The sequence below is a fragment of the Myxococcus llanfairpwllgwyngyllgogerychwyrndrobwllllantysiliogogogochensis genome, from assembly GCF_006636215.1.
In the GTDB taxonomy this organism is placed as follows: domain Bacteria; phylum Myxococcota; class Myxococcia; order Myxococcales; family Myxococcaceae; genus Myxococcus; species Myxococcus llanfairpwllgwyngyllgogerychwyrndrobwllllantysiliogogogochensis.
In genome coordinates this window covers 17,889-29,147 of sequence record NZ_VIFM01000140.1, presented here as the reverse complement: position 1 = coordinate 29,147, position 11,259 = coordinate 17,889, and the positions used below count along the sequence as shown (strand labels likewise).

8 protein-coding genes are annotated in these 11,259 nt (G+C 67.8%); 6 read left to right on the top strand and 2 right to left on the bottom strand.

Annotated elements, in window-relative coordinates; genetic code table 11:
- Window positions 1–29: 29 nt before the first annotated feature.
- The 3 genes from FJV41_RS29230 (at window position 30) to FJV41_RS29220 (ending at window position 2,223) form a co-directional block, all read left to right on the top strand.
- Window positions 30–929 (top strand): carbohydrate ABC transporter permease, encoded by a 900-nt coding sequence (locus FJV41_RS29230; RefSeq protein WP_141645859.1) that lies wholly within the window; start codon window positions 30–32, stop codon window positions 927–929.
- A complete protein-coding gene (locus tag FJV41_RS29225; protein ID WP_141645858.1) occupies window positions 926–1,738 on the top strand; it encodes a carbohydrate ABC transporter permease in 813 nt (270 codons plus the stop codon). The genes FJV41_RS29230 and FJV41_RS29225 overlap by 4 nt, the downstream gene beginning before the upstream one ends.
- Before the next feature lie 71 nt (window positions 1,739–1,809).
- On the top strand, window positions 1,810–2,223 hold the full coding sequence (locus FJV41_RS29220) for a hypothetical protein (protein WP_141645857.1): 414 nt from the start codon (window positions 1,810–1,812) through the stop codon (window positions 2,221–2,223).
- A 25-nt stretch (window positions 2,224–2,248) separates the two neighbouring features.
- Here the strand turns inward: FJV41_RS29220 and FJV41_RS29215 are convergent, their stop codons facing one another.
- Window positions 2,249–2,563 (bottom strand): DHCW motif cupin fold protein, encoded by a 315-nt coding sequence (locus FJV41_RS29215; protein ID WP_246137491.1) that lies wholly within the window; start codon window positions 2,561–2,563, stop codon window positions 2,249–2,251.
- Window positions 2,564–2,939: 376 nt separating this feature from the next.
- Between FJV41_RS29215 and FJV41_RS29210 the strand changes: the two genes are divergently transcribed.
- The gene (locus tag FJV41_RS29210) at window positions 2,940–3,782 is read left to right on the top strand and encodes a hypothetical protein (RefSeq protein ID WP_246137490.1); all 843 of its coding nucleotides are present in this window, start codon (window positions 2,940–2,942) and stop codon (window positions 3,780–3,782) included.
- Window positions 3,783–3,858: 76 nt separating this feature from the next.
- Here the strand turns inward: FJV41_RS29210 and FJV41_RS29205 are convergent, their stop codons facing one another.
- Window positions 3,859–4,815 carry an alpha/beta hydrolase gene (locus FJV41_RS29205; RefSeq protein WP_141645855.1) on the bottom strand — a complete coding sequence of 319 codons (957 nt, stop codon included), beginning with the start codon at window positions 4,813–4,815 and terminating at the stop codon, window positions 3,859–3,861.
- Between the two features lie 468 nt (window positions 4,816–5,283).
- Between FJV41_RS29205 and FJV41_RS29200 the strand changes: the two genes are divergently transcribed.
- Window positions 5,284–6,057: an N-acetylmuramoyl-L-alanine amidase gene (locus FJV41_RS29200; RefSeq protein ID WP_141645854.1), complete on the top strand. Its 774-nt coding sequence runs from the start codon at window positions 5,284–5,286 to the stop codon at window positions 6,055–6,057.
- A 419-nt stretch (window positions 6,058–6,476) separates the two neighbouring features.
- Entirely contained in the window at window positions 6,477–11,243 is a 4,767-nt protein-coding gene (locus FJV41_RS29195) for a hypothetical protein (RefSeq protein WP_141645853.1), read from the top strand.
- Window positions 11,244–11,259: the final 16 nt, after the last annotated feature.

Genomic DNA, 11,259 nt, shown 5'->3' with positions numbered 1-11,259 from the left:
AGGGTACGGGGCTTCGAGGAGGCGGCGCGATGACCTCCGAGGGGCGAGGGGCGCGTGCGAGGGGCTCGCTGGAGCGGGAGCGGAGGCAGGCGTACTGGTTGGTGGCGCCGGCGGTGCTGGTGCTCGCGGCGGTGGCGCTGTATCCGATTCTCGCGGCGGTGTGGCTGAGCCTGCACCGCTTCATCCTCGTCTTTGGTGAGCGGCGTTTCGTGGGGTTGGGGAACTACGCGTACCTGCTCGGGGACGCGAGGTTCTGGGCGGCGCTGGGGAACACGGCGTACTTCACGGGGGTGGCAGTGGGGGTGGAGCTGTTGCTCGCGGTGCCGCTGGCGCTGCTGCTCCAGCGCGCGTTTCCGGGGCGAGGGTTGCTGCGCGCGGCGGTGCTGGTTCCGTGGGCGATTCCCACGGTGGTGAGCGCGAGGCTGTGGGCGTGGATGTTCAATCCGGACTACGGGCTCATCAACCGCCTGCTCCTGGGGAGTGACATCAACTGGCTGGGCGCGCCCGGGTATGCGCTGCACGCGGCCATCCTCGTGGATGTGTGGAAGACCACGCCCTTCGTGGCGCTGCTGGTGCTGGCGGGGCTGCAAGGCATTCCGGAGGACCTCTACAAGGCGGCGAGGGTGGACGGTGCGTCGTCGTGGCGGACGTTCCGCTCCATCACCTTGCCGCTCTTGAAGCCGGCGTTGCTGCTGGCGTTGCTGTTCCGTTCGTTGGATGCGTTCCGGGTGTTCGACGCCATCTACGTGCTGACGGAGGGAGGGCCGGCGAACACGACGGAGACGCTGAGCATCTATGCGTACAAGACGCTGATGCGCTCGGGGGACTTCGGGTACGGGAGCACGCTGTCGGTGGCGACGTTCCTGTGCGTCGTCGTGCTGGCGGCGGTGTGGCTGCGATTGCTGGGGCGGCAGGAGGAGGCGCGATGAGACAGCGCGCGGGCCTGGGGACGGCGCTGGCGGTGGTGGCGTTCCTCACGTTCTTCCTGGGGCCGTTCTTCTGGCAGGTGCTGACGAGCCTGTGGCCGGATGGCGAGCTGACAAGGCCGTGGCCTTCGCACCTGACGCTGGAGAGCTACGTGAGCGTGCTGTGGGGGAGGCCCTTCTTGCGAGTGGTGTTGAACTCGCTGCTGGTCGCGGCGCTGACGACGGTGTTCTGTCTGGTGATTGGCTCGGCGGCGGCGTTCGCCCTGGCGAAGCTGGAATTTCGAGGCAAGGGGTTGCTGTTGAGCGCGGCGCTGGCGGTGAGCATGTTTCCACCAATTGCGACGGTGAGCCCGCTGTATCTCATCTTGCGCGCCGTGGGTCTGAGGGACAGTCTGGTGGGACTGGCGTTGCCCTATGCGACGTTCGCGATGCCGTTGACGCTGTGGGTGCTGACGTCGTTCTTCCGGCAGCTCCCGGACGAGCTGTATCGAGCAGCGCGGGTGGATGGCTGCACGCCGTTCCAGGCGTTCCGCCGCGTGCTGTTGCCACTGGCGGCGCCGGGGCTGGCGACCACGGCGATTCTCGTCTTCATCTTCGCGTGGAACGAGTTCCTGTTCGCGCTGACGTTCCTGACGACACCGGAGAAGAGAACGGTGCCCGTGGCCATCAGCCTGTTCGCCAGCGAGTACCGTGAGCCATGGGGCGAGATTGCCGCGGCGTCCGTGGTGGCCACGCTGCCCCTGGTGGTGCTCACCGTGCTGTTCCAGCGAAGGATTGTGTCGGGACTCACGGCGGGCGCGGTGAAGGAGTAGGTGGAGGCTCTCGTGACTGGTTGGCGGACTCCTTGCAGTCCGGTGAGGACCGAGGCTGGAGAGCCACACCCATGGAAAGACACACATACCGGGTCGCCCTGGGCGTCATCTTGTTCCCTGGCTTGTGCTGGGCAGAGGTGCTGGACAAGCAGCAGGCCCCCTGGGAGCCCGTTCCGGTCATTGCGACCGTCATGATGTCCGCGCTCTGTGCGCTGCTGGTGCTGTGGCGCCGAGACGGACTGTGGCGCGTGGCCTGTGCACTGTCGGTCCTCTGGGCCTTCGTCTGGCTCCAGAACGACTTCTTCAGCGCTGACGTCGGCCCGATGCTCCGGGCCGAACTCTCTTCGCCCGAAGCGCGGGCGTACCCTGTTCTCTTGCTCGTCGAGACACTGCTTCCCTTCATCGTGACGCTGGGGGGACTGATGCGACGGCGCCTGCTCCCACGGGTGGGCTTGAGCTTGTCAGCATGCAAGCCTCGCATGTGACGCCGCCAGGGGAACACTCGCGACGTCAGTCCACGATGAAGAGCCTGGCCCCTGTCTCTGTCGATGAGCGGTGGGCCCCGTCGTCGTCCGCGACCTGGTAGCTCATCATCGGTCCGAGCTCGAAACGCCGTCCGTCCTTCAGCTCCGTGAGCAGCGTTCCCTCGAGCACGAGCAGGATGTGGCCGCGGCTGCACCAGTGGTCCGCCATGTATCTGGGGGTGTACTCAACGAGCCGGACCCGGATGTCTCCCGCCTGGAGAGTCCGCCAGAGCGCCTTCCCAGAGACCCCTGGGTGCTCCGTTGGCTGGAGCGCGCTCCAGTCCGTCGTGCAGAAGGGAATGTTCGAGATCTTCAGGATCGGCTCCTTTCAGAAACAGGACTCGTGAGGCAGGGGGCGGCTGGGCCTTCACTCTACAAGGTGTTGGACGGACGGCTGCTGCCGAAAGGCATTGAGCACCGTCCCCTCGTGCAACCCCTGCAACACCGAGCAGCACTTGCACGGACCTCCTCACGAAACAGTGCAAGACCTGCATCATCCCCACGTCCACGGTGCCCCGAATCCCCTGGCACCCGAGTTGCTCTGTGTGTCCCCGCTCCGTGATGAAACAGGTCCGCACCCCGCGGCCCGCGTCACGGGGACACCGTCGGCGTGCCCTGCGCATATCACCGCGCACCAGCACGCCTCGGCGACTCACTCACAAGGAATGGGCCCACTCATGCACTCGATGTGTTCACGACAGGCCGTGCGCAACCTGCTGTTCGCACTGCCACTCACCGCCCTCACTGTCGGCTGCGGCGGAGAGCCTCTGGAGCAGCCCACGGACACCGCACCCGTGGCCGGTGACGAATCCCCGGCGCAGGTCGAGCAGGGCGTCGCCCTCGGCGGCACGTACTGGTGGGGCACCTCCACCAACGGCTTCACCTCCACCGCCATCGGCACCGCCACCAACCGCACCTGCTTCCTCTCTGGCGTCCAGGGCAACCTCGTGCCGCGCGTCACCGGAAGCTGGAGCGGCACCGGCACGTTCATCAGCGGCGGCAACTGGACCGTGTACGTCAGCCAGAACAACAGCAAGGCGCTCTCCACTGGCATCCAGTGCCTCGCCACCGCCGCCAACCGGACGGCCGAGGTGTCCTGGTACCAGGGCTCCGCCGCGAAGCTCCTCGGCGCCGCCACCGCGCAGCGTCGCTGCTTCCTCACCTCCATCGAGGCCTCTGGCGGCTTCAACTCCAACTCGGACTATGTCCGCGTCTGGAGTGACGGCCTCAACTGGTACCTCGGTGGAAACCTCGCGGGCGATGGTGGCGGCAGCGCCGTGTGTGTCGACGTGCCCGAGAACCACGGTGGCTGGCTCTGGGTCGCTGGAGATCCGGGCGGCTTCACCGAGAACCTCGCCTACAACCCCGACAGCGTCGCCTGCCTCCTCTCCGGCATCGGCGGCCACTTCAATACCAGCAGCTACACGGACGGCGTGAGCATCGACTACAACGCCGGTACCCGCTTCTGGGAGATGACCGTCGTCAATGGCAAGCGCGGCTGGGGCAACTGCGTCAAGTAACCCCTGCCCACGACTCCAACCCACGCAACGCCCGGCATCCGGAGCTCACCGCCGATGCCGGGCGTCCTGCCCGCGACTACTTCGCGTCCAGCGCCGCCGCCCAGATGTCCTTCACCCCACCGATGTGGTCGAAGTCGCAGTGCCCCACTCCCGCGATGACGGTCTCCTCCAGCGGCACCGCGAACCTGCGGTACTCCGTCATGCTGGCCCGGATGTCCGGGAGGTACTCATCCTGGTCGCCGTACAAGTAGAACAGCTTCGTCGGTCCGCGCAGCTCGGGCCGGGTGCTGTCCCAGTCCAGTGCGCCACTCCACGGCGCCTCGCCGCCACACCCCAGCGCGTAGATGCCGCGATAGCGACCGCCGTACTTCGGCAGGAAGCTCGCCGTGAGGAACACCGAGCCCCCCGAGGACCCGCCGAACAGGATGGGCTCGTTGTTGAGGTCCCAGCGCTTGCGCAAGGTGTCGATGACCTCCGTCAGCGCCCGCGCGTTGTCTCCCGCGACATCCCGGTCCGCGGCTGTCGCGGTGTCCGTACACGTCGTCAACGAGGGCTTCGTCCACCACGCGCACTTGTTCGGCGCGAGCGCTGACACATAGAGCGTGTCGTGGTCGAACGCCCACGGCGCCTGCAGGCGCGGCGCGGTGTTCCCTGTGTGCGCCCGTGCCTGGTCGCCATGCAGGTAGATGGCCAGGTTCAGCGGCACGGGGACGATGCCCGCGCGAGGCTCGACAATCTTCAGCTCGATACCCGCCACCTGCGCGACACAGAACGTATAGGTCTGGTTGTTGGTGGACAGCACCGTGCCCGTGCTGTCACACGGCAGCTTCCCCGTGCCGTGCGAGCTGCCCGCATCCGTCCAAGGCCCAGGCCCCGCATCCGAGCCCGCATCCGTCCCGGCATCCGAGCCCGCATCCGTGTCATCCGGAACGCCCGCGTCCGCGCCGGCATCCGTCGGCGGAGAAGGGTCGGGGTCATCCGAGCATGCAGCGAGGGACAGCGAGAGCAGGGCGGCGATGAGGAGACGATGCATGGGGTGTCTCGATCGAAGAATGAGCAGGGGCCCACGCTACCGCGTCCACGTCAAAACGGCGCCCAGCCCCGCCACTGTGTTACCCATGCCATGTTCGGACAACACTCAGCGCGCCCGTGAGGTCGTGCTCGCCTGGGCCTGCTCGGCCAGCGAGACGGTGGGCGTCGCGAGCAGGGAGCGACGCGCGCGGCCACTGTGCGGCCAGCTACAGGTCCACGGCGCTCGCGATGGTGCCTGTCGCTGATCCATGGATGTGCGGTTCCGCCGTAAGGCCATGGCGCGAAGGCGCCGCCGAGGACCTCGACGGGCTGCCCTCGCATTACAGCGTCGCCGGCCTCGAACCGTGAGGTGGTAGCGGGAGGAACTCCGGGTGGGTGCGGGGTTCGTTCTCTCGAAGAAACCGCAACTGGGAACACCGGGTGCGCGATAACCCAGTTACGTCGTCGCTTTCCCTGGAGACCACACCCCATGGTTGCTCCGCTTCAGCGTTTTGTTCAGAACACCCTGCTGCGTCCCTTCAGGTCCGAAGAGCCGCGTCCGCCTCCTCCTCCGCCCCAGCCGACGGCGGGCCCCACGCCGAAGCCGGTGGACAGCTTCGAGCAGCCGAAGGCGGCACGCCCCACGCCCTCTCCGAGCCCGGGCCCGTCCCCCACGCCGCCCGCGGCGCCGCAGCCGCTGACGCCCCTCTCCACGGACCCCACCAACCCGACGCCGGAAATGGTCGTCCGCCCCTCCAAGAACTTCAATGACAGGCCCGCGGGACAGGACATCGACTCCATCGTCCTGCACCACACCGCGGACCCCTCCGATGAGAGCAGCCTGGAGACGCTGACGGGCAAGCCCACGTCGGTCATGGGCTGGCTCGAATCCAAGTACAAGGACCTGACGGGCCGGGGCGACGTCAGCTCGCACTACCTGATTGGCAAGGACGGCACCATCTACCAGCTCGTCGGCGACGAGAAGCGCGCGTGGCACGCTGGAGAGGGCTCGCTGCCGGGCAAGCCGGGCGATGTGAATGATCGCTCGATTGGCATCGAAATCGTCAACGAGGGCGACGGCAAGGACGGCTACACCGAGGCCCAGTACAAGGCACTCGAGCAGCTCGTGCCCTACCTGGCGAAGCGCTACGACGTGCCTGGGGACAACCTGGTCGGTCACAAGGACATCACCGACAAGAAGCAGGACCCCTCGCCCAACTTCGACTTCGACCGCATCCGCCGCGCCACCGAAGCGAAGAACTGACGCGCGACTTCGACGAAGTCACCTCGGGTCCGGGCGGAGTCTCCGCTCGGGCCCTTGGTGTTTCTGGAGGCGCGCGCGGCGGCACTCTGTTAGTGCCGCCACGTTTCGCACTGCGAATCCGTTCGCCTGGTTGGTTTGATGTGGCTCCCAGAATTCTGGTGAGACCATTCCGTGGGCAGGCGAAGCCCACATGTCAGACATTGCGGGGCGCCTGGTTTTCACCGCGTGTCGTTGCGAGGCGTTGCCGCGCGTCCTTGCCAGTGTTTGCTCGGCATGCGGGCAGGCCTGTTGGTATGTAACGCCTGTTTCCGGATAGGACTCATTCAGCAACTATCCAGACCCCTCAGGGATGTCGGAGGAAATCATTTTCTCATTCCTTCGATAATGAGGGGTCGGTTCTGACGAAAAGGGGATGTTCCATGGGCGGTCTGTCACCTACGGGTGGTGGTTCTGGAACTTCGAGCGCTGCAGCGGCCGAGGCCGCGCGTCGCGCCGAGGAAGCTCGGCAACGAGCAGAGGAAGCGCGCAAGGCCGCGGAGGCCGCGCGCAAGGCCGCCGAAGCCGCGCGCAAGGCCGCGGAGGAAGCACGCAAGGCCGCGGAGGCCGCGCGCAGACAGCAGGCCGCCGCGCAGAAGGCCGCCGCCGACGCGCAGAAGAATGCGCAGAAGCCCGGGCAGAAACCGGAGGAGGCCCAGAAGACGAAGACGGCCGCCGCCAACGCCGAGAAGGCGAAGCAGGCCGCCGCGCAGAAGGCCGCCGCCGCGGAGAAGCAGCTCCAGGCCGCCGAGGAGAAGGTGGCCCTCACCGCGAAGAAGGCCGAGGAGGCCATGGGCAAGGCGAACACCGCCGCCACCCAGGAGAAGAAGACTCCTCCCTTCACCCAGAAGGACATCGACAGCGTCAAGCCGAAGAAGAACGAGCTGGTCTCCGCGTTCGAGGGCTCCAGTCGCACGGCCGAGTTGGAGAAGCTGCTCGGCACCACCGCTCCCCCGAAGGCCGAGGTCCCCGCGCCGAAGCCCGTGGACGGGTCGCCCGCCTCGCTCGACGCGGTGGATGCGAAGGACGTCCAGGACGCCTCCAGGCTGGCGGACGGACAGAAGTTCACCGACCCGTCCTCGGGCGCGAACTACGACGTGAAGAAGAACGCGTCCACCGGCGAGACGGTGCTGTCCGACGCGAAGAGCGGCAACACCGTCACCATCAAGCCCGATGGCAGCTACACGTCCACGGTGACGGCGAAGGAGTCACCGAAGGAAGGTGGCACGAGCGAGACGACGTGGACGAGGTCGTCGGATGCGCAGGGCAAGACCACCAGCCTGGAGTCGCGCAAGAGCCAGACGACGCAGAGCCCGGAGACGGGCGCCACCACCACCACGTCCACCACGAAGTACAACCCCGCTACGGCACTGCCCCAGTCGCGCTCCGAAGAGGTGCGCATGGAGAAGCCCTCGGCGGCGCTGGTGGGACGGCCCAACACGCCCCAGGGCCCGACGACGGTCACGACGGACACGGAGTTCAACGCGCAGGGCCTGCCCGCCAAGCAGGTGAAGAAGACGGAGATCCACACTCCGGGCTTCGACGCGAACGCCGTCAGCGACTTCGAGGCGAAGCAGGGCAAGGCCCTGAACGACGCCTCCAAGGGCGAGGACCACCACGACACGAACCGGGACCCCACCTCCCTCAAGCCCGGCGAGTCCAGCCTCACGCTGACGGAGGAGACGCGCTTCAACGCGCAGGGCGAGCCCGCAACCTCCACGCAGAAGACGGAGTCGGTGTCCACGCAGCCGCTCGCGTCGGACAAGAACGGCAACGGCGTGCAGGTGGCGCGCAGCCAGCAGGAGGTCACCTACGGGCCCAAGGACGCCGCGTCCACCGACTCGCTGCCCGGCCTCACCAAGCAGACGCAGGGCAACATCACCAGCAACACCACCGTGACGGGGTATGACCCGGACGGCAGCCGCTTCGACGACGGCTACGCGAACCGGACGCAGACGGTGTTGAACTCCTCCGGCACCGTGGGCCCCGACGGCCAGCTCCAGATGAAGCACGAGCCCACGCAGGTGAAGAGCCTCCAGGAGGCGGACGACAACCGGTGGAAGTACGACCACGTCGAGTTCGAGACGGGCGCCGACGGCAAGGTGGCGTCGGGCGCGAAGCCCAAGGAGCTCGACAAGGAGCGCCAGCTCCCCTGGTACCAGGACGCGAAGGACTTCGTCACCGAGGGGCTCGGGGACCTGGCGGGCGCGGCGGGAGACTTCGCCAAGGACGCGCTGGGCTTCGCCAAGGACGCGGTGCTCAAGCCGATTGATTACGTCATCGACCAGGTGACCGCGCCCATCGAAGGCGCGGTGGCGGACGAAATCAAGAAGCTCAACAGCCCGGGCGACACGCTGACGTTGAGCGGCAACCTCGACGTCAAGGTGGGCCTGAAGGCCGGCATCGAAGGCGAGGTGGAGGTCGAAAAGACGGCCGACGGGAAGTACCAACTGTCGGCGGAGGTGACGGGTGATGTCGGCGTGGGCCTGGTGGGCTCGGCGTCGGTGTCGGCCGGTGGCCGCATGGAGATGACGTTCGACACGCCGGAGGAGGCGGCCAAGGCGGCCGTCATCCTGGGCAAGGGGCCCGCGGCGCTGGCCTCCGGTGGAGAGGACCACAAGTTCCTCCTCGACCACCTGTCGGCGATGGAAGTGAACATGGGCGCGGAGGCGGAGGCGGGCCTCGGCGGGAAGTTGGGTCCGGCCAGCGCGGAGCTGTCGGCCAGCATTGGCGCGACGGCGAGCTTCCGGGTGGAGTTCGAGAACGGCAAGCCCACGCATCTGGTGCGGTCGCTCGAAATCGAGGGCTCCGGCGCGGCGAGCATCGCCGGAGGACTCAAGGGTGACGCGGGGCTCAACCTCGGCGGAGAAGTCACCGGCTCCGTGAGCCTGGAGACGAAGATTCCGCTGGATGCCAGCAAGCTGGACGCCAAGGACGTGCTGGCGTTCATCGCGAGCCCCGCCACCGCGGCGTTCGCGGGGCCCGCGGAGACGAGCATCTCCGTGTCGGGCTCGGTGGACGCGGGGCCCGAGGGGAAGTTCTTCACCGCGGAGATCAGCGGGCTGAAGGGTGAGCAGCTCCAGCAGGTGACGAAGAACCTGATGGACGGCAAGTTCGACAACGCCTTCGACGGCCTGGACCTGGAGGCGAAGTTCACCTCGGGCTCGTTCAAGGACCGCGAGCTGGGCGTGGGCGCGAAGCTGGGCGTCGTGGACTTCGAGGTCAACGCCCGCCACCGCGACGTCACGGCCGAGGGCGCCAACGGCGGCGCGGGCACCACCGTCAGCGTCGGCGGACGCAGGCGCGACGGGACGTCGGGGAGCAACGGCTCCAACGGTTCGAATGGCTCGGATGGCACCAACGGCTCGACGGGCAATACCGGCACCACGGGCGGAACGGACCGACCGGGCACGACGACGACGGGCACGAACAATCGACCCGGCACGACGACGCCGGGCACCGACACCCGGCCCGGCACGACGGGTGGACCCGAGCAGACGGGGCGTCCTCCCCAGAACACGGTGGAGAATCGTCCCGCGCCCACCGAGTACCGGGTGAACCCCGCGACGGGACAGCTCATCCCCGTGCCCCCGACGGCAGGCCCGCCGCGCACGGACCGGCCGGGCGCCACGACGCCCGCGCAGACGCCCGAGGTGGGAACGGACAACACGGGACGTCCCCCCGTGCCCGTGGTGCGCAACCCCGAGCTCCAGGGTCGCACGACGCACGTGCGCTACGACGACGGCAGGGTGCGCATCGAGGCGGGCCCGGAAGCGACGGCCGAGGACATCCAGGCGCACATGGAGACGGCGCGGGTGCTCCAGCGCTACGAGGGCGCGGTGGGCAAGGCGCGCCAGCTCATCGACAAGGTGAAGCAGGCCATCACCGGCATGCCGGGCTACGGAAGCCAGGGCTTCGAGTCACGGCTCGAGGTGCAGAAGCTCTCCAACATCCTCCGGAGTCTGGAGGCCGCGCAGGCGACGCTCAATCAAGGCATCGCGGGTGCCACGGGCAATCAGACGCCGGCCACGGCCGCGCAGCTCGCGGACATGGAGCGGCAGATTGCCAGCGTGGAGAGCCAGCTCAACGCGCATGCGGCGCAGGTGGACTCCCTGACGACCGGCCGTGGATACGTGGCGCGCGAGGATGCGCCCACGTCCGCGAACGGGCGCCCGCTGCCGGAGGGCGTGCAGCAGGCGGTGAACACGGCCTGGAACAACCTGGGCCCCGAGGACCGCAGGACGTTGCAGACCGTGCTCGACAGCCAGGGGTTCGCCGGCCTTCAGGGCAACGAGCAGGAGGCGCTGGTGCGCCTGGCGGGAGGAAACAATCCGCAGCTGTCGCAGCCCATGCGGCAGTCGCTCTTCAACAACGTCAATCGTGGCTACCTGGACCCCAACGAGCAGAACGCCACGGAGCAGACCGACTATCTGCGGAGGTTCCTGTCGAGCCCCACGGGCGGTGACCGCGCCGGTGTTCCCCGACAGGTGCCCACCGTCCCGGAGCAGGGTGAACCTCGGCCTCTGGAGAACCCGACGAAGCTCCTCGGTACGCGGCCGTCGGGCACCACTGACCACCGCGTCACCGTGGGTGGGCGCGACTACATCGTGACCATGCCGCCCCCCAATCAGGTGCCCGCGGGAATGCACCTGCCCACCCTGGAGGAGGTCGCCCGGGGAATCGAAGCGCTGCCGCCCTGGGCTCGGGAAAACCTCAAGAATGTGACGGTGAGCAACCAGCCGCACAAGGATGACGCGAAGAACGCCCGGGCCACCGGCAATCCCAACTTCCGCGCGTACATGACCGCTGACCAGAATGGGCAGGTGTCCATCCATCCCGTGCCCGACAAGCGCACGCAGGACCAGGTGAATGGAACCCTCGTCCACGAGCTGGCTCACACCATCTCCAAGAAAGAGTGGGGGGGGCCGAGCAGTCAGCAGTGGCAGGACTGGGCCGCCGCCGCCGAGCGCGACGTGGTGATTCCGTCCAACTACGCCACGGACTCCGCCGAGGAGGACTTCTCCGAGACGGTCAAGCTCTACGAGCAGGTCCGCGGCACGCCACACGAGGAGGAGATTCGGGCCCTGATGCCGGAGCGGTTCCGGCTCCTCGACCAGTACTTCCCCAAGGTGACGGGCGAGACGCGCTGAGCGCGAGGCCCTGGCT

What these genes read in the sequence shown, in the direction of transcription:
- FJV41_RS29205 (WP_141645855.1), bottom strand. Translation starts at nt 4,815, where the DNA reads ATGCATCGTCTCCTCATCGCCGCCCTGCTCTCGCTGTCCCTCGCTGCA.
- FJV41_RS29230 (WP_141645859.1), top strand. Translation starts at nt 30, where the DNA reads ATGACCTCCGAGGGGCGAGGGGCGCGTGCGAGGGGCTCGCTGGAGCGG.
- FJV41_RS29225 (WP_141645858.1), top strand. Translation starts at nt 926, where the DNA reads ATGAGACAGCGCGCGGGCCTGGGGACGGCGCTGGCGGTGGTGGCGTTC.
- FJV41_RS29195 (WP_141645853.1), top strand. Translation starts at nt 6,477, where the DNA reads ATGGGCGGTCTGTCACCTACGGGTGGTGGTTCTGGAACTTCGAGCGCT.
- FJV41_RS29210 (WP_246137490.1), top strand. Translation starts at nt 2,940, where the DNA reads ATGCACTCGATGTGTTCACGACAGGCCGTGCGCAACCTGCTGTTCGCA.
- FJV41_RS29220 (WP_141645857.1), top strand. Translation starts at nt 1,810, where the DNA reads ATGGAAAGACACACATACCGGGTCGCCCTGGGCGTCATCTTGTTCCCT.
- FJV41_RS29200 (WP_141645854.1), top strand. Translation starts at nt 5,284, where the DNA reads ATGGTTGCTCCGCTTCAGCGTTTTGTTCAGAACACCCTGCTGCGTCCC.